The following is an 18442-nucleotide window of genomic DNA, read 5'->3' as shown; positions in this document are numbered from 1 at the left end:
AGTGTGACGCATCCGCTGTGTAACCCGGAGCTTTCAGGAACAGCGCGTTCCAGATCATCATCGAAAACCGCAGATTCAACGGGAACGGCGGCTGGGTCTCTTCCGTCGTGTTATCCACCGGCTGCACGCCTGACATGAAGTAGGCGTACAGCGCATGCACATCTTCATCCTTTAAGGTGGCGTAAGCGGTGTAAGGCATCGCCGGATAAAGATTGGCGCCATCGGCACGCACACCTTTACGCAGCGCATCAGCAAATTGCTGCTCACTGTAGTTGCCAATCCCTGCGACCTTCGACGGCGTGATGTTGGTGGCGATGATTTCACCCACCGGTGATTCAATCGCTTTGCCACCGGCGAAGGGTTTACCGTGTTCAGCGGTATGACAGGCAGTACAATCTGAGGCTACCGCTAAATATTCGCCTTTTTTGACCAAGGCATCATCAGCGGCATGAGCGGCACCGCTCGCCAGTGCCAGAACCAGCGCGATCTGTTTTATTTTCAACATGATTACGCCTCCAGAGCCTGTTTAACGATGGCATCAGCGGCTTTAAAGGCGAGCGCCACCATCGTCAAGGTGCTGTTACCGCAGGCGGTACTTGCCATCGCCCCGCCGCCCGGCAGGAACAGATTGCGGTGATCGTGAGCGCGACACTCATTATCCACTACCGAATTAGCCGGGTCGTTACCCATGATGGTGCCACCCATGATGTGCTTGCTCTGGTTGAATTGTTTCGAGAACTTCTTATCGATCGCGCCCATCGCTTCGGCAATCTTGTCAGCGATCGGTTTGGAGTAATTCAGGTACGAACGGCGAACATAGTCGCCCACATTGTAGTGAATGGCCGGTTTCGGCAGACCAAGCCAATCCTTTTTATCGCTCAGCGTCAGGCGGTTATTGGCATCAGGCAGGATCTCATGCGCCAGCACGATATCGGCGGTGCAGGCGGTCATGCGGCGGATTTCTTCATCCAGTGCTTTACCCACCAGCCCTTTCTCCAGTGCGCCAAAAGTGACGAAGCGGTTGCGCGCAAAGTTGTTGAAGCGGAAGTAAGCACCCGCATGCTCAGAACGGAAATCGCCTTGCGAGGTTTCCATAATGCCGCTATTCACCACTGGTCCTACGCCCGCCCAATAAGGTTCATCCAGCGTTAAGGTCATGGTGATTTGTGGATGGTCCATCATGTTGCGGCCGACTTGATCGGAGCTGTTAGCAATGCCGTTTGGATTACGCGAGTCAGCTGACATCAGCAGCAGTTTCGGCGTCTCCAGTCCGTTACAGGCGATGATGAACAACTTGCCGCTGACGCGATGGGTTTGCTTGTGCTGATCGTAGTAGTGCACCGCTTCGATTTTGTTGCCGGCATTGGTTTCAATACGCCACACCACCGCGTTATCAAGGATGGTGGCACCTTTGGCTTCGAGGCGGGAAAGTGCCGTCGCACCATCATACTTCGCGCCCACCGGACAAACCGGCACACAGTTGTTATTGGCGCAGCATGCCGGGCGATCGTCATAGGACATGCCGCTGTTACGGGCCTGCGCGGTAGGGATGTTATGCAACCCCAGCTTCTCGCGCACCACTTCGGTAAAGCGTGCTTCCCCCGGTCCAAACGGCAGCGCGGGCATCGGATAAGGTTTCGAACGCAGTGGCGGCCATTGCAGTGCCGGATCGTCCGGTCCACAAATGCCGAGTTTATATTCAGCACGGGCGTAATAAGGTTCCAGCGTCTCATAATCAAACGCCCAGTCACGGCCAACGCCGTAGCGAGAATGCAATTGCATATCCGCAGGCGTTAAGCGCCAACATGTTCCTGCCCAGTGCCAGGTCGATCCGCCCGCATAGCGCACATAGCTTTGCGCATAAGAGTCTTCGCCGCTTAATTGCAGATACCCTTTGCCCGCCCCTGCCGGTTCCGGATGCGGAGCCCAATCGCGGGACGGGTAGCACTCAATCGGGTTGCCTTTGGCCGCCAGGGGTAGATTGCGATAATTTTCAACGATTTCGGCACGCGAAACGCGCGGGCCGGCTTCCAGCATCAATACCGGAATGCCGGCATCAAGCAGTTGCTCAGCGATCACCACACCGACCACGCCGGTGCCAACGATCACCACGGGTGACTGAGAAGGAGCTGCCATATTTTATCTTCTTTTATTGGTCAGAATTTCGGTACGGGAAGAACCGGTGTGTTGGTGCGCTGCCAGTTATTTGGCCCACTGATGCCGTAAGACGGAATCGTGATGGTGTCCATCGTGGTGTTCCAGGTCAGCGCCTTTTCATAAGCGAACGCTTTTGCCGAACGTTTCGGTTCGAGGCAGCCGGTGTACCAGCCAAAGATGATTTTGTGCGCCAGTTGCTGCAAAGCACCTTCCGGAATCGCCGGGAAGAAATCCTCAACGATCTGCGCCTTATTAGCTTTGGCAATTGCCAGCAGATGATTGAGATTTGTCATGAGTTCCGGCTGTTCGAGTTCCAACAGCGCCAACATGCGCTGCCCGACCGTATCATCCAGTTTGTGATTGACCAGAAGACGAGATATCTGCATGAAAGGAATGAAATTTTTCGACGAGTCTGCAAACGCCAAACGCGGAATCGTCGTGGTGATCAGGCCGCCAGCCACGATCACAGCGCCGGACAGTAACACTCTCCGACGTGACAACTGGACCTCGCCGAGTGGCAGGTCTTGCGAAGTACTCATGGTGTATCCCTGGTTAGTGACACGCTCAAAATCCCCGCAAAACGGAGGAAAAAATATCTAATTGATTGATATAACGTAAAACACCCGCCGATTAACAATCACGCAACGCAACGTTAATCAGATACCTTAGAAACGCACGGGTTTTTAATATAATAAATAGATCCTAAACAAAATCCATACGTAATGATGTTTTCGAATCAAAAATGAGTGGGATTGGGCAGGAAAAATGGTGATGTAATCATTTTGAGTGATGTAAGTCGCAGTAAATCTTTAACAAAATGCGATTGAGACCGGATTGGAGTGTAAGAGCGAACTTAAAAAACCGCCATCTCTATGAGACAGCGGCCTTAATTTGATACAAACCTACTGACTCAGCGTTGCGTTCAGCGCATCAATGGAAGTCTGCAGACCAGCCTCCACGCTCATGGTAAGGTCTTCCATCTCCAGCGAGACGTCGCCGTTGTAACCGGTCATGCGCAATACAGAAAAGAACTCTTTCCACCACTTCAGATCCTGACCGCAACCGACAGCAACGTAGTTCCAGGTCCGGGTTTTCGTGTTCGTCACCGGTTGATACTCCATCAAGCCGTCAACGTCGGCCAAACCACGCTCAATACGCGCGTCCTTGCCGTGGACGTGGAACACTGCCCCTTCCAGCTTACGTGCAGCAGCAATCGGGTCCGCACCCATCGCAATCAGGTGCGAAGGATCGAGGTTCATGCCGATCATGTCATCCACCTCGTGACGCAGGCGCAGCAATGTCGAGGGGTTGTACACCAATTGGCATGGGAACTCTTCAATCGCGATTTGTTCTACGCCATGCTGTTTAGCGTGCTGGACAAATTTATTCCACCACGGAATGGCCACCTCATTCCACTGATAATCGATTACACCCGGCATATAATCTGGCCATGAGATGGTAGAGGTAATCCAGTTCGGCACGCGATCTTCTGGCCCCCCACCTGGCAGGCCACTCATCATCACGATCTTTTTCACGCCCAACTTGCCTGCCAACTCAACCGCGCGATAGCTACTTTTCGTGTGTGTCTCACCCAATTCACCCGGTGCCAACGGGTTCCCTGAGCAGTTTAACGCCACGATGCGCATTTCTCGTTCAGCCAGCTCTTGCTTGAACTTCTCCAGTTTTTCTGGCGAGGCCAGAAGTTCCTCTGTTTTCACGTGCGGACAGGGTGACCATCCACCTGCCGTCATTTCTACGCCCTCAATACCGTAGCTTTTAACTTTATCCAGCATCGCCGCGAAAGGTAAATCCGCCAGAACGTCAGTACATAATGCAAGCTTCATTGTTTAATCCTTCATCTGGTGCGTAAATCACGCTTTCTCAAATTGTTCGATAAATTCTTGTTTGGTTTTTGCATTGGCTAATAACGTGGTTTTCACTTCATCGCCGAGCAAATTGGCAATATCAGCTAACAGTGGAATATGTTCATTTTCAGTTGCCGCAACAGCAACGACGACAAACACCACCTTTCCAGCGCCCCAACTCACACCATTTGGAAATTGAAAAACCTGATACCCGGTTTTAATCACCTGGTCGAGGTTCTCTTTCGCACAATGAGGGAAAGCAATACCCGCCCCAATATAGGTAGAAACGCTTTTTTCACGCGCTAACATGCCATTGATAAAGCCAGGTTTTACATAACCGGACTGCTCTAACGCCTTTGCCGCTATCTCAATGGCTTGGTTTTTATTCGCTGCCCAACATTGAAAATGCAGCGCATCTTCCGTCAGTTTCAACATCGTCATTCCTCACTTTTCGCGAGAAGTTAGGTTATTAGCGATAAAGCGCGGGCTGCTCTGGAATCACCACGTCATGTTTCTCGCCATCTTTCAGCGAAGCCAGACCGGCATCACAGACCAGCGCGACGACGTAGCCATCCCAGGAGGAAGGGCCGCTCATTTCGCGACCATCACGCACGCTGTCAACAAAATGCTGAACTTCGCGATCGTAAGCCGTTGCAAAACGTTCCATGCAAGATTGCGCAATGTGTTGTGCATTGCCGTTCAGTGAGCGGGTACTGATGAACTGTTGCTCCGTCAAGGCGGCAATGGCATTTTCACCAATCACTTCACAGCGGATGTCGTAGCCGTAGTGGCAGTTCACAAACAGTTCATCGTCAATACGAACACCGGATTCGGTTTCGAAGATCACAATTAGCGGATCCTGCAAGTGCGGCAATGCGCGGCGGGTTTTCTTACGCGGCTTGTCTACACGCACAGACGTGATATTTTCGTTCAGCAAATAGCGAATGATGTCGATTTCGTGAGTGGCGGAGTCGTTAACCGCCATCTCGAGCGTGTAGCTCTCTGGCACTGACGGGTTGCGGTGAGCACAGTGAATCAACATGATGTCGCCCAACGCGCCCCCCTCAATCGACTGCTTCAGCGCCTGATAACCCGGGTCAAAACGGCGCATAAAGCCCAATTGTAAAAGGCGCTTACCCGCTTTGACCTCTGCATCAATAATTTCTTTCGATTCATCAGCCGTTGGTGTCAGCGGTTTTTCGCAGAATACGGGCTTGCCCGCATTAAAGGCCGCCAAAATTTGCGCTTTGTGTACCGGACCAATAGAGCAGATAAAGACTGCATCGACCAATTCGGAATTGATCATCTCTTCTGCATCATAAAACGCGGTGGCACCAAATTCGTTCGCCACGGCATCGGCTGTTGTGTGGTTAATATCGCAAACAGCAGTGACTTGCGCGCCGGAAATAACATGGTGGAAACGTTTCAGATGGTCCCGGCCGATCATGCCCAGACCAATTAAGCCGATTTTGACTATCATTTATTCATCCTCAGGTTAAAAACGAAATTTCTTTTCAATCTGTTCCAGAGTCAGGCCACGCGTTTCTGGTAAATATTTCACTAGCAGAATAAGCATGATGACGTTGGTCGCGCCGAAGAAACCGAAAGTCATGCCGCCACCGTAATGGCTAAGCAAATAAGGGAAGATAGATTGGATCATAAAGTCGAAGATCCACAGGCCAAATACCGCAAAGCTTATGCCGACACCACGCATTCTTAATGGATAGATTTCCGCTAACATCAGCCAGAATACTGGCGCAATCCAACCCTGCATAAACACCAGGAATACCAACATCAAGCCAAGAATGACATAAGGTGCGTTGGCGAAATTGGCATGCAGCGTATCCACTCCGTTGACGGTTTCAGTGTGGAAGAAGAATTTAAACGCCAGGCCAATTAACACCAGGCTAACGGTTACCCCAGCCTGACCGGTGAAAAACATTTTTCGGCGTGAATGCTTGCCAATCAACGCCATGCCCAGCAGCGTCGCCAATACGGAGATAATGCCGTTTGCCACCGCGCCGGTAACCGCTGCCGCATCACCGAGCCCAGTTGCTTTCAGGACGGTTGGCGCGTAGTACATGATGGTGTTGACTCCAGTCACTCGAGTGGCCAGCACAATCATTAAACCAATCAAAACCAGTTGAATCACCCAGCGATTTTTTAGCTCAGCGAACAGATTAAACTTCACCTGATCAGCCTTAACGATCTGCTGAATCTCTTTCACTTCGCGGTCGACTTCCTCCGGAAGGCGCAATGTTTTCAGCACCTTCACGGCCTTATCCGTTTCGCCACGGCGAATAAAGAAGCGTGGCGATTCAGGCATCATTAACATCCCGAACCACAAAAGCGCACCCGGCAGTGCGGGAATCGCCAGCATAATGCGCCAGTTGTGCTGCATCTCTGGATACAGGTTTACAATCGCAGCGTTAACGGAATACGCCAGGAATTGCCCGGTCACGATCATTAATTCGTTGACCGTCGCCAATCGTTCACGCTGATCTGCCCGCGCTAATTCGGAAATATAAATAGGTACTGTAACGGAGGCACAGCCCACCGCTAAGCCCAGAATAAATCGGGCCACAATCATTGAGGGCACATCCCAGGCGAATGCAGTGCCTAAAGCGCCAAACATAAAGATAGCTGCAACCCATAGCAGGTTTTTACGCCTCCCCTGTTTATCCGATAAATATCCGCCAAATAACGATCCAAGTGCCGCACCGAATAACAGGAATGAGGTAATAAAACCTTCCTGCGCAGGTGTCAGATTCAGGTCATACTTCATGAATATCAGCGCACCGGAAATAACACCGGTATCGTAACCAAAGCATAAACCACCAATCGTCGAAACAATGGTGATTAACCGCATGCGCTGAGGATTTTGCAGGGTCGTTTTATTATACATAGCTGTTCCATCTGGTTGTAAGGTAAAACCGTTGCAAGCCGTATTTTTGGTCAGTCGTCGCTGAGGAATTTTACGCAGCCTGAATCAGAACATTTATTTAATGCACAACATCATTATTGTTATTTTTCTGGCAACGCTGAACACGCTGTCAGTCCCCTTTTCGTTACAACAACGTTATATCAAAGTGAATTCCAAACACCAGTTGCTCTCGCCCACACGATTTAACAGCGTGCGAAAGATCATATATTCCTCACAAAAATCACAAAAACCAGTGATTAAAGTCACATTGCAAATATTATGCATTGACATAGCAAGAATGAAGACAAATAAAAAAAGCCATTTTTTCACATGTTTGTTAAAATATTTCTTCGCGACTATGGCACGCATTCAATGGCACTTATCGCCTGTGGCTTCGACAATTTTGTATTTCCACCTGTTCGAATACAGCAATATTGATGATATTTTCATTTTAGCCCTCAACTTATCCCTATTGATTGCAAGTTCATGCCGCTCAACACAACATCATGCTTTCCTGGTATTTAATGCGTGGGTGTATTTTGATCAAAATAAAAGTGTGATGACGATCAAATTTATATTTTAGCCAATGTTTAAAAAACAAAAATCAACACCTGGCACTCTCCTAAAATCATCAACGCCTTACCTGTCAATGGATTAAATATCAGTAAAAAGCAAAAATGATGATTACGAGGCTGAAAACTAATGCAAGAATAGCGCTATACCAACAGGAGCTACCATGATTACCTTTTGCATCAATGAACATCCCTCCGCCCGTGGCTTCGACAACAGTTTGCGTCCGCGCCTGGCGTTTATGTGCAAAGCAGAAGGTAAAGAAGAGGCCATTCCTCGCGTCATGCACAAGCATGATGACCGCTTTGAAGTGATGTTCATACGCTCAGGCAGTGGCATCTACAACATCGATGGCCGAGGCTATGACGTCAAGCAAGGCGATATCATGTTGTTTAACGCGAATGTACTTCATGACGAAAGCCCTGATGCGTCAGACGATTTATTGATCTTCAGTTGCGGCGTTGAGCAACTTAAGGTTGATGGCTTGCCTCTCAATGTTCTCACCACGCGCGCCCAACCTGCCGTGATGCCCAGCGGTGAGTTTTATGATGAAATTTGCCAGTTGTTTGATCAGATGTGGGCACACGTTAACAGCAAACGGCTCTTTAGTGCCGAAATCGGCGATAACTTACTGAGCGTGCTGCTATTACTGTGCCGCAATATCTGGATTGAAAACAAACAAGAGCAGGAGAGCAATAACACCCTACTGGGACAACGCATCAAAGATTACATTGATAATCACTATAAAGAAGATATCGCACTGAGTTCGATCACCGCTGCATTGAATATGAATCAATTTTATCTGGCGCACGTATTCAAAGATTATTCAGGGTATTCACCCAAACAATATCAGACGCGTCGCCGAATTGGCGAGGCGCAAAATTTGCTATTGAGCACCAATCTGGGTGTCACTGAGGTGGCTAACGCCGTGGGTTACGATAACGTCAATAACTTCCATCGCATCTTTCATAATCTTGTCGGCATACCACCTGCACGCTATAAAAAATTCTGGCTGACCGGGCAACTCAATCGTTAATTTTTCGTTCTTCCAAAAGCAAAATGCCCTCTTTCGAAGGCATCTTTTCATAGCGCAATCTTATTTCAGTGTAATACGCGCAATACCATCGGTGCCTTTAGTTGAAGAGTCTTTATTGAACTCGGCCTTCAAGGTCACATACAGGGTATTGTTATCCGGTCCAATCAGCAGGCTGTTGGGATTCTGTTCGAATGACCAACTGTTCTTTACTGCGTAAGTGGTGGCATCCAACTGCAGTACTTTCTTCGATTCGCGCTGGCTGATGAAGATCTCATTGCGCTTCGCATCGAATTTAATACCCAGAGAATCACCCTCGATACGCTTGATCACTTTACCGGTGCGCTCGTCAAAGACCAATGTGGCTTTGCCTTTAGAATCGTCAGTCACAAACAGGCGGCCAGTGGATGGATCTTCTGCCATGTTCAGGAACAGATACTCTTTACCGTCACCGGCTGTCCAGCGCTTCTCGATTTTGTGGGTGCGCGGATTAATCACCAGGATCTCGCCAGAGCCGTTGGCCGCATAAATACGTTCAGTAACCGGAGAGTAAATAATGCCCGTTACCCATTTGCCCGCATTTTTAATCTCGGTTTTCAGTTTGAAGGTCTTAGTATCGACCACGGAGATATAACCTGGATCGGCCACTCGACCGACATACAACTCATTGCCATGCCACAGCACTTCACGCGCACCCGCTGGGTAGCCTTCTTTGCTGATTTTGCCCGGGAACACTAAACGCTGCAGCACTTTACCGCTTTGCGCGTCCACTTTGGAAATAGCGCCATCCAGTGAGTTGGTGGTGTAGAACACGCTGCCCTGCTCATCGATCGCCGTACCAAAGTTTTTCAGATCGGTGTGTGTCTCACCCTTGGTCTCAAGCGTCGCAGGATCAAGACGATAGATCATACCGCCGTTAACATCTTTGAATGCCTGTGCGCTGGCGACAAACAGTGCTTTCGATGCTGGAGAGTAGGCCATTTCGTACAGACCATCGCCCAGGTCGCGTTTCAACACTGCGGTATCAACCGGTTTTACAGTCTCAGCGGCTGGTGCCTCGGCTTTTTTGGCAGGTGCCTGGCAAGCCGTCAGGCTAAATGCTGCGGCGATCGCCATAGCAACAGTGGCTTTACGCGGGCTAAACAACGATTTCATGCTGAACTCCATCAATGGATGAACGGCTCCGACCACATCGTAGCGGGCGGAAAATATAAGAAGAATGAGAATCATACGCATTAACGTAAAGTAATCAAATATTCGCGTAGATTTATGTGCTCATTCCACCCGGCTAACTCAATTCGCCGCCTGATTTGACGCTACCTGATATTAAAAAAGTGCCAAATCTTGCAAAATAAAAGTGAAAACACCAGCAACTAACGGGTTATAAATCCCTCCAGATGACTGAATTACTTCGTGTTTACACATTATTACACTTCAAATTGAATCCTTGCGAGATTCTATAAAGCAAATGATTATCATTGGCGTTCGTAATTAGATAGTGCATTCGTTTGTTCTGCCCTTTTGGGTAGCATGACGCAACCACCAGCATAACAACCGAAGCGTAATGGCTTCTTATAACCATCAGTTACCACGGAAACGATTATGTCTTTGATCGGCAGGGAATCAGGTATCCGCAAAACGTTCAGCGTTTCATTGTTGGCTATGGCAGTACACGCCCTTCTCAACCCCACATTGGCGCAGGCTGCTGATACCACTCAGCAGGATCTGGTGGTCAATGCGACCACCAGTGACAGCAGTGATGATAATGACAAGCAGGACTATGCGGTGAAAACCACGCGAGCGGGCACAAAGCTGCTACTCACGCCGCGTGACGTGCCGCAATCTGTCAGTGTAGTGACGCAGCAGCGTATGCAGGACCAGCAGTTGCAAACTGTCACCGACGTGCTGAACAACACCACTGGTATCACCAGCAACTTGGTGGATTCTGAACGTTCAGAATACTATTCGCGCGGTTTCAAGATCACCAACTTCACCTTTGACGGCATCCCCACCTCGGTCGGTGATAGCTGGAACTATGGTGATGCAGCCTCGGACACGGCCATTTACGATCGTATTGAAGTGGTGCGCGGTGCCACCGGTTTGATGACTGGTGCTGGCAGTCCCTCTGCTTCGGTGAATATGGTGCGCAAGCACGCCGACAGCAAAGAGTTTACGGGTTCGGTGGACGCTAGCTATGGCAGTTGGGATAAACAGCGTTATGTTGCAGACATCTCAGGGCCACTCAACAGCGAGGGTTCGTTGCGCGGGCGCGTGGTGACGGGTTATCAGGATCAGGACAGCTGGCTGGACCGATATCATAAAAACAAGAAATTCCTATATGGCGTGGTCGATGCGGATTTAACCGACAAAACGACCTTTTCTCTCGGCTACGACTATGAAAAAGCGGATACTCGCGACCCAACCTGGGGTGGATTACCCGTCTTCTACAGCAACGGGTCACTTACCCATTACAACCGCAGCCTGAACTCAGGCGCAGACTGGACGTACTACCACACTGAAGTGCAGAAAGTGTATGCCGATCTGGTGCACAACTTCGATAACGGTTGGAGCTTCCATGTGAATGGCACCCATGCCAAGAATACGTTCAGTGACAAGCTTTTATATGTCATGGGTAATCCAGATGAAAGCACAGGTGAGGGTTCAACAGGATATGGCAGTCTGGACCGCGGTAAACGTGAGCAAACTTCGGTTGATGCCTTTGCCAGTGGACCGTTTGAGCTGTTAGGCCGCCAGCACCAATTAATGGCAGGCTTAAGTTACAGCCGCCAACACAACCAGACTTATAGTCAGGATGGTGTTACTGATCTTGATGAGTATGACATTACCTCAGCGGATATGGGGCCCTTCAACAATAACTGGAATGGCAATATTGCCGAACCTCAGTGGCAGGGTTGGTATCTGAACGCCAATGACGTTATCCGTCAGAAGTCAGCCTATACCGCAGCGCGTTTCTCATTGGCCGATCCGTTGTCATTGATTATTGGAGCGCGCTACACCGAGTGGAGCACCAACGGTAGCAGCGGTAACATGACCAAAAACAATACCACCCCGTATGCGGGTCTGGTGTATGACATCAATGATACCTGGTCAGCCTATGCCAGCTATACGTCGATTTTCCAGCCACAGACTTATCGCGACAGTTCAGGCCATTATCTCTCCCCAGTGACCGGGAAGAGCTACGAAACGGGTGTGAAATCAGCCTGGTATGATGGCCGTTTAACCGCCACCTTCGCAGTGTTCCGGATCCAGCAAGAGAATGTTGGCACCGAAGAGAATGGCGTGTACGTCAACAACAGCAGCGAACAGGCCTACACCGCCACTAAGGGCGCACGCAGCAAAGGCGCCGAGTTTGAACTGAACGGTGCGCTTACCGACAACCTGCAATTAACCTTCGGCGCAACGCGCTATGTAGCGCGTGATTCGGATGGTCGTTATAACCCTGATCAACCGCAAACCCAGTTCAAGCTGTTTACCCGATACAACGTACCGATGTTGCCTGACCTGACCATCGGTGGCGGTATTAACTGGCAGAACCGCGTATTTGAAGATGTGAGCGCGCCAGATGGCAGCACCCAGCGCGTGTATCAGGGAAGCTATCCACTGGCAAACCTGTTTGCCCGTTATCAGGTCACCAAACAGGTTGCGGTGCAAGCTAACGTCGATAACTTATTCGACCGTGAGTACTACACCTATATGAACAACTATGTTTACGGTGAGCCGCGCAACTTCTCGGTTAGCGTGTCATATCAATTCTGATAAAAAAATCCCCGGCGCCAGGCCGGGGATACTTTCTGCATCACACTTTATTTTTATAATTAAAGCTGATCTGCGAATTCTGTTCTCGTGGCAGACGCCGCGCCTCCAGATATACCGATTTCCAATACGGATTATTCAGTGAGGAGCGCATCACGCCCTGGCTAACCGAAGCGTGGAGGAATTGGTGGTCGGTGTCATAAAAGCCAACGTGTAACTCGTGTTTGATACGAAAGAACACTAAATCACCGGGTTGCAGGTGCGCCTTATCAACCGGCTGCCCCATGGCAATTAATTCGCGCGTTGTGACACGATCCATTGGAATATTGAAACGATCTTTTAAGGTTCGCCAAACAAAACCGGAGCAATCCACACCGTTTAATTGCGTGCCGCCCCACTGATATTTGGTGCCTTCCCATGAGTGCATCTGGTCGTGTAATGCCGCGATCACGGGAATCAAATCGGGTTGCTTACCACCAACGGTTGAAGCATCGACACTCTCTTCCGCAGGTGCATGAGAAGTTTTGGAAGAGCAACCTGCCAGGGTAATAACAAACAGACAGGCGATAAATTTTCTGGCCGCAGAGTTGATCATGGGATGACGTTTTCGCTGAGGGAGACAGTGGTTAGAGATTTATACCGCAAAAAAGTTGCAAAAATAAATAGCTCGCCGCTGAATTCTTTTAATCCTCTTCTTTTTTACTTAAGTTTACGCAAAGGTAACATCATGTATTTGGGATAAAAATTATATATTCCTTCGCCAATTTTCGCTTTGGAGGTTATTAATTCGCCCAACTCTGCTGCTATTTCATCCCACCATCAGCATCTGTCTGCCGATGGTGGCAAGCCGGCATCATTTTATTGTTTGGATTGGCTGCGTAACGGCGACTCTGGCAGGAATAATGACAAAATAAAGGCCAGCGCCATCACCACCGCCGCCATCTGGAATGCCGCATGTACCGCTGTGCTAAATACCTGCAAATACGCTTGTTGCACATCATACGGCAAATGGTGCACTGCATTCGGGTCCAGCGTGGCGGGCAATACATCGCCCTTTTCCACCAATTCAGTCAAACCCGATTTCAAGACGTGACTAAACATCGCGCCAAACAGTGCCACCCCGATTGAACCGCCCACCGAACGGAACAACGTGACAGAGGATGTGGAGACGCCAATACGGTCAGGTGTCACACTGTTCTGCACCGCCAGCACCAGCACCTGCATCACCATCCCCATGCCCATTCCGAGCACGCAGGCGTAGAGATAAATCTGCCACAGCGCAGATTGCAGGGTGAGCGTCGTCATGAGTGCCATCCCAACCGTCGCCAGCAAGGTTCCGCCAATCGGAAAAAGACGATACCGACCAGTACGACTGATAATGCGTCCGCTGATAATCGATGTCACCAGCAGCCCACCCATCAGCGGCAGCAACTGCAACCCAGCTTCGGTCGGGGTTGAGCCTTTCACCACCTGCAAATAGAGCGGCAGGAAAGTGACGCTGCCGAACAGCGACATCCCGACAATAAAAGCCATCAAACTGGAGAGCGAAAAACTGCGATTACGGAACAGCCCAAGCGGAATAATCGGTTCCCATGCACGACGTTCTTCGTAGATAAAGCCAATCACTCCGACCAGACCAAACGCCAGGATGCACCACAACTGCGGATCGCTCCATGCCCGCAACGTACCGCCTTCACTGGTAAACAGGGTGATACCCACTAGCGCAAGACTCAGGCAAACAGCACCGGGATAATCAATCTCATGCGGTTTACGTTTGTTATCGGCTTTAAACACCGCATTAATAATCAGCAGCGCAAACAACCCTAACGGTAAATTGATATAGAAAATCCAGCGCCACGAGGCGTGCTGGACGATGAAGCCCCCCAGTAATGGCCCCACCACGGTCGCCAGACCGAAAACGCCGCCAAAGAGTCCCTGGTATTTACCGCGTTCTGCTGGTGGAATAATATCCGCGACGGCCGCCATACTGACCACCATCAGTCCGCCACCGCCGAGACCTTGCAGTGCGCGGGTAAAGATCAATTGCTCCATATTTTGCGCCAGGCCACACAGTGCCGAGCCGATGAGAAACAAGATGACCGAGATTTGTAGCACCGTTTTACGGCCAAACAGATCGCCGAATTTGCCGTACAGCGGGACAACAATTGTTGAGGCCAACATGTAGGCCGTGACGATCCACGACAGCCGATCAAGCCCGCCCAATTCACCCACAATGGTTGGCAGTGCTGTCGAGACGATGGTCTGGTCAAGGGCGGAAAGCAGCATGACCAACATCAATGCGCCCATCAGCAAGCGGACGGAAGGAAGACGCTCTTCTCCACTGCCTGAGTGCGGCACAAGTGTTTTAGGCTTCATATCAGACACCAATTGAAATTAATTAAATACACAATTAATATTGATCGAACTCTGACATGAAACAAGTGAGCGCGTAAAGATGACCGCACGAAAAGTCCCAGCTGATGATAAGACAACTCCTGCCAAACCCCGCCGTCCTGGACGTCCTCGGGGCGGAGCCATCACTGCACAACAGCGCGAGCACCTGTTGGACATTACGCTTGCGATTTATGCCGAAAGCGGCATCGCTGAAACCTCGCTGAATGCGATTGCACGTAAAGCTGGCGTGAGTCCGGCGATGCTCAACTACTATTTTCAGTCGCGCGAATCGTTGTTAGATGTGGTGGTTGAGGAGCGCTTTTTACCGCTACGCCAGCGGCTGGAAGCGCATTTTGATGGGGAGATAAGTGACCCTGTCACCACATTCAGTGGATTCATCCGTGAAATCGCTGATATCGTCCTGAACAACGACTGGTTCGCCCCATTATGGATGCAAGAAGTCACCAGCGGTTCGCACGGCTTAGGTCAACACATCAAAGAACGTTATGGACATGCGGGACGCGACAAAGTCAGGGCGTTGATTGTGCGCTGGCAACAGCAGGGTTTATTGAATGCAGCGTTGAATCCCGATTTGCTGATGACCTCCATTCTGAGCATGATACTCGTGCCCTTCACACGCTTCGCCAATGAGCCGGAGTTTGATACTGAGCTGATTGTACAGCACACACTTAGCCTGTTCTGCCAGGGGATCCGCCCGGTCAGCTAACCCGTTTTCTGCCTCGCAACTACACTGTTGAAATGACATTTAGCGAGCAGGAAAAACATGATGATTTTAGATGCCGATACCGATTTACAGCTTGAGCGTACGCTGCAAGTACCCGCCGAGGTGATTTGGCGCTGCTGGACCACACCAGAACATCTCCAACACTTTTTTGTGCCTAAGCCTCATAAGTTAGTCAGTTGCGATATCGATCTGCATCCTGGTGGTCGGTTCAACACGGTTTTTGAGGTGGAGGGGAATGAAATGCGCAACGAAGGGGTGTTTCTGGAGCTGATACCTTGTCGGAAGCTGGTTTTTACCGATACCTATACAGAAGGATGGAAACCTGCTGAGCATCCTTTCATGACCGCAATATTGCTACTGGAACCGCTCAATCCGCACGCGACTCGTTACGTTGCCATTGCCAGGCATCGCAACGCTGAAGCACGCGCCGAACATGAAAAAATGGGCTTTCATAGCGGCTGGGGCATGGTTGCCGACCAGCTTGAAGCTTATGCCCAGATGCTTTAAGGGCACCTGCGGTTTTCTTGATAATGAGCCTACTTAAAGGCTCATGGGCAATGAAGCTTTACTTAAATTCCTTGAGCCAGGATTAACCTACTACTTCAATAAAAACATGTAGACCTTTGTGGCCTACAAGATCAACCTGCTCGACGATAACAACAAACTCGGTCTGCCGAATGATGACCAGGTAGCATTGGGTCTGGTGTATCAGTTCTAATATATAGAAAGGCCAGCAATGCTGGCCTTTTTCGACTACTCGCAGTCAAGTTTGCAGCGGGTGAATTACTCGATCACTAACTGGACCTTTTTGCCCATCGCCGCAACCATACCCACTAACGAATCAATGGTAAATTTTTCTGTTTTTAGATTAACCACATCTGAAACTCGGGGTCTGGAAACGTGCAGGATCTTTGCCGCTTCAATCTGCTTATGGCCACTTGCCGTCATCCATTCAGAAATTTCAGTCATTAGCTGCTTCTTTAATTCGTCGGCTCGGTTAATTTCTTCACGAGATTGTGTCAGAAGGGAGTCCGCTTCAGCCGGTTCGAATCCGAGATCAGCAAAAATATTGCTGCCCGCTTTGGTGATATGCCGCGACTGGGTATCGATTTTATCGGTCATGTTAGTTTTCTCCGTTCTTCGATAACTGCTTTATAACGCTCGATGATTATATTCACATCTTTGGGGCTGGTTTGTTGTGTTTTCTTTTGGAAGGCGTGTATGACATAAATGGCTTCAACAAATTTTGCCACATAAACGACGCGATATTCGCCATCATAGCCTTTTATTTTGACCTCAATAACACCTGCTCCCCAGCGATTCACAGCCTTTTAGTGAGTGGGATTATGCCCATTTTGAATTTTGTGAAGTTCAAATCCAACGTCCTTTTTCACCTCATTGGGGAACATTTTGATGTCCTCCAGCGTTGTATCACGCCAGTCTAAATCCTTTTCATCCATTTCTGTGCGCTCCACACCACTCCATTTGTGTATAAAATATTATACACACCTAAGTGTACGGAACAAACTTCACACAATAAAAAACCCCGCATTTGCGAGGCTTCTCTCAAACTAATGTGTTTACGGATACAACCCGCGATCCTTCCTTGCCAGCAGAATTCGCTCGCAGGCAACGGCGTAAGCTGCCGTACGCAGCGTCACGTTCAGCGCATCCGCTTTATGCCACACCGTTTCAATCGCGTGCTGCATAATGCTGTCCAGCCGTTGATTGATCTCCTCTTCGCTCCAGAAGAAGCTGGAGAAATCCTGCACCCATTCGAAGTAACTCACCGTCACGCCGCCCGCATTCGCAATCACATCTGGCACCACAGCAATGCCGCGTTGCTGCAAGATATCATCCGCTTCCGGTAGCGTTGGGCCATTTGCCCCCTCAATAATCAGGCTGCACTTCAGTTGGTTGGCACGTTCAGCAGTAATCTGCCCTTCCAGCGCAGCAGGAACCAGAATGTCGTAAGGCTGCGTCCAAAAATGTTCATCCGCGATGGTGTCAGCACCCGGGAAGCCCGCGATACTACCGTGAGCCTGCTGCCACGTCTGTAACGCCGGGATATCCACTCCGCTGGACAAATACAATGTGGCTTTGTGATCCTGCACCGCCACCACTTTTGCCCCAATCGCATGGAACAGTTCGGCGCTGACGCTGCCAACGTTACCAAAACCCTGCACCGCCACGCGGCTATCTGGCACATCAATGCCCAGCTTAGTCGCAGCGCTGCAACCGGTGACGAAAACCCCGCGCCCGGTGGCTTTGACGCGCCCCAGTGACCCGCCCAGATGCACCGGTTTGCCGGTCACTACGCCGGTGGTAGTGGCGCCAACGTTCATCGACCAGGTATCCATCATCCACGCCATTACCTGCGCGTTGGTTCCAACATCAGGGGCGGGAATATCCTGTTGGGGACCAATCATATTGCCGATTTCGCTGGTATAGCGCCGCGTTAAACGCTCTAGTTCTTTATGGGATAAGGTTGCCGGATCGACACGCACGCCGCCTTTCGCTCCGCCAAACGGCAGGTTGAGCGCAGCGCACTTCACCGTCATCCATGCAGAGAGCGCCATCACCTCCTGCAACGTCACATCAGGATGGAAACGCACCCCACCCTTACCCGGCCCACGCGACAAATTGTGCTGCACGCGATAACCCTCAAAATGACGCACTGAGCCATCATCCATTTCCAGAGGGATATCAACGATTAATGCCCGCTTCGGATGCGTCAACGTATCGGCCCAGCGGCTAAGATCGCCCAGCAGTGGCAACACGCGTTCAACCTGCGTCAAATACGTTGACCAGGCTGAGTGACAGTCGCCTGTCACATAGGAAAGTTCAGACAAACTGACCTCCAGATTTTACTGTCAGGATAGAAAATGCCGCCAACGGCAGAATGGCGGCGAGAGGATTGGTTTAGTCGTGCAGGCCGAGTTTTTTCTCCAGATAGTGGATGTTGGTGCCACCCTGCTGGA

At 50.2% G+C, this 18442-nt stretch carries 19 protein-coding genes; 5 read left to right on the top strand and 14 right to left on the bottom strand.

Translation table 11 applies throughout. The features are described from left to right. The 7 genes from RT340_RS14000 to RT340_RS13970 form a co-directional block, all read right to left on the bottom strand. The coding region (locus RT340_RS14000) for a c-type cytochrome (protein WP_313376603.1) at nt 1-505 on the bottom strand (505 nt) is incomplete at its 3' end. A gap of 2 nt (nt 506-507) precedes the next feature. Next, nucleotides 508-2136, bottom strand: coding sequence for a GMC family oxidoreductase (locus RT340_RS13995; RefSeq protein ID WP_182058550.1), 1629 nt, complete (start codon nt 2134-2136; stop codon nt 508-510). 20 nt (nt 2137-2156) lie between these two features. Further along, nucleotides 2157-2696, bottom strand: a complete 540-nt coding sequence (locus RT340_RS13990; protein WP_160834277.1) for a sugar dehydrogenase complex small subunit — start codon at nt 2694-2696, stop codon at nt 2157-2159. Nucleotides 2697-3059: 363 nt separating this feature from the next. Beyond that, the gene (locus RT340_RS13985) at nt 3060-4001 is read right to left on the bottom strand and encodes a sugar phosphate isomerase/epimerase family protein (protein WP_211729037.1); all 942 of its coding nucleotides are present in this window, start codon (nt 3999-4001) and stop codon (nt 3060-3062) included. Between the two features lie 27 nt (nt 4002-4028). Further along, nucleotides 4029-4457 (bottom strand): PTS sugar transporter subunit IIA, encoded by a 429-nt coding sequence (locus tag RT340_RS13980; RefSeq protein ID WP_211729038.1) that lies wholly within the window; start codon nt 4455-4457, stop codon nt 4029-4031. A gap of 34 nt (nt 4458-4491) precedes the next feature. Beyond that, nucleotides 4492-5502, bottom strand: a complete 1011-nt coding sequence (locus RT340_RS13975) for a Gfo/Idh/MocA family protein (RefSeq protein ID WP_211729039.1) — start codon at nt 5500-5502, stop codon at nt 4492-4494. Nucleotides 5503-5517: 15 nt separating this feature from the next. Then, on the bottom strand, nt 5518-6927 hold the full coding sequence (locus RT340_RS13970) for a sugar porter family MFS transporter (RefSeq protein WP_313376595.1): 1410 nt from the start codon (nt 6925-6927) through the stop codon (nt 5518-5520). A gap of 754 nt (nt 6928-7681) precedes the next feature. On the opposite strand from RT340_RS13970, the gene RT340_RS13965 reads away from it, so the two are divergent. After that, on the top strand, nt 7682-8551 hold the full coding sequence (locus RT340_RS13965; protein ID WP_097119035.1) for an AraC family transcriptional regulator: 870 nt from the start codon (nt 7682-7684) through the stop codon (nt 8549-8551). Between the two features lie 60 nt (nt 8552-8611). On the opposite strand, the gene RT340_RS13960 is transcribed toward RT340_RS13965, so the two are convergent. Further along, complete coding sequence (locus RT340_RS13960) at nt 8612-9703, bottom strand: YncE family protein (RefSeq protein WP_034829915.1); 1092 nt, start codon at nt 9701-9703, stop codon at nt 8612-8614. Between the two features lie 447 nt (nt 9704-10150). Here RT340_RS13960 and fhuE point away from each other — a divergent pair, with 447 nt between their 5' ends. Next, nucleotides 10151-12325, top strand: coding sequence for a ferric-rhodotorulic acid/ferric-coprogen receptor FhuE (gene fhuE, locus RT340_RS13955; protein ID WP_097119034.1), 2175 nt, complete (start codon nt 10151-10153; stop codon nt 12323-12325). 40 nt (nt 12326-12365) lie between these two features. Here fhuE and RT340_RS13950 read toward each other — a convergent pair whose 3' ends face one another. Together RT340_RS13950 and RT340_RS13945 are read right to left on the bottom strand one after the other, a co-directional pair. Continuing rightward, entirely contained in the window at nt 12366-12917 is a 552-nt protein-coding gene (locus tag RT340_RS13950; protein WP_211729042.1) for a C40 family peptidase, read from the bottom strand. Nucleotides 12918-13180: 263 nt separating this feature from the next. After that, the gene (locus tag RT340_RS13945) at nt 13181-14698 is read right to left on the bottom strand and encodes an MDR family MFS transporter (protein ID WP_211729043.1); all 1518 of its coding nucleotides are present in this window, start codon (nt 14696-14698) and stop codon (nt 13181-13183) included. A gap of 187 nt (nt 14699-14885) precedes the next feature. On the opposite strand from RT340_RS13945, the gene RT340_RS13940 reads away from it, so the two are divergent. From RT340_RS13940 to RT340_RS22620, 3 genes are all read left to right on the top strand, one after another. Then, nucleotides 14886-15443, top strand: coding sequence for a TetR/AcrR family transcriptional regulator (locus tag RT340_RS13940; RefSeq protein ID WP_313376586.1), 558 nt, complete (start codon nt 14886-14888; stop codon nt 15441-15443). A gap of 60 nt (nt 15444-15503) precedes the next feature. Next, complete coding sequence (locus tag RT340_RS13935) at nt 15504-15968, top strand: SRPBCC family protein (RefSeq protein WP_211729054.1); 465 nt, start codon at nt 15504-15506, stop codon at nt 15966-15968. 118 nt (nt 15969-16086) lie between these two features. Continuing rightward, nucleotides 16087-16179, top strand: coding sequence for a porin (locus RT340_RS22620; RefSeq protein WP_072226574.1), 93 nt, complete (start codon nt 16087-16089; stop codon nt 16177-16179). A gap of 65 nt (nt 16180-16244) precedes the next feature. On the opposite strand, the gene RT340_RS13925 is transcribed toward RT340_RS22620, so the two are convergent. The 4 genes from RT340_RS13925 to RT340_RS13915 all read right to left on the bottom strand — a co-directional run bounded on the left by RT340_RS13925 (nt 16245) and on the right by RT340_RS13915 (nt 18313). After that, entirely contained in the window at nt 16245-16583 is a 339-nt protein-coding gene (locus RT340_RS13925; RefSeq protein ID WP_034829921.1) for a helix-turn-helix domain-containing protein, read from the bottom strand. Further along, a complete protein-coding gene (locus RT340_RS22615) occupies nt 16580-16786 on the bottom strand; it encodes a type II toxin-antitoxin system RelE/ParE family toxin (protein ID WP_409566153.1) in 207 nt (68 codons plus the stop codon). Before RT340_RS22615 ends, RT340_RS13925 begins: the two co-directional genes overlap by 4 nt. 6 nt (nt 16787-16792) lie before the next feature. Beyond that, nucleotides 16793-16936 carry a hypothetical protein gene (locus RT340_RS22610; protein ID WP_409566152.1) on the bottom strand — a complete coding sequence of 48 codons (144 nt, stop codon included), beginning with the start codon at nt 16934-16936 and terminating at the stop codon, nt 16793-16795. 105 nt (nt 16937-17041) lie between these two features. Then, nucleotides 17042-18313 (bottom strand): Glu/Leu/Phe/Val family dehydrogenase, encoded by a 1272-nt coding sequence (locus tag RT340_RS13915; protein ID WP_211729045.1) that lies wholly within the window; start codon nt 18311-18313, stop codon nt 17042-17044. Nucleotides 18314-18442: the final 129 nt, after the last annotated feature.

The organism is Pantoea sp. CTOTU50773, assembly GCF_032082325.1.
GTDB lineage: Bacteria > Pseudomonadota > Gammaproteobacteria > Enterobacterales > Enterobacteriaceae > Pantoea > Pantoea communis.
The sequence above is the reverse complement of the archived record's forward strand: the minus strand, read 5'-3'. Positions and strand labels throughout refer to the sequence as shown.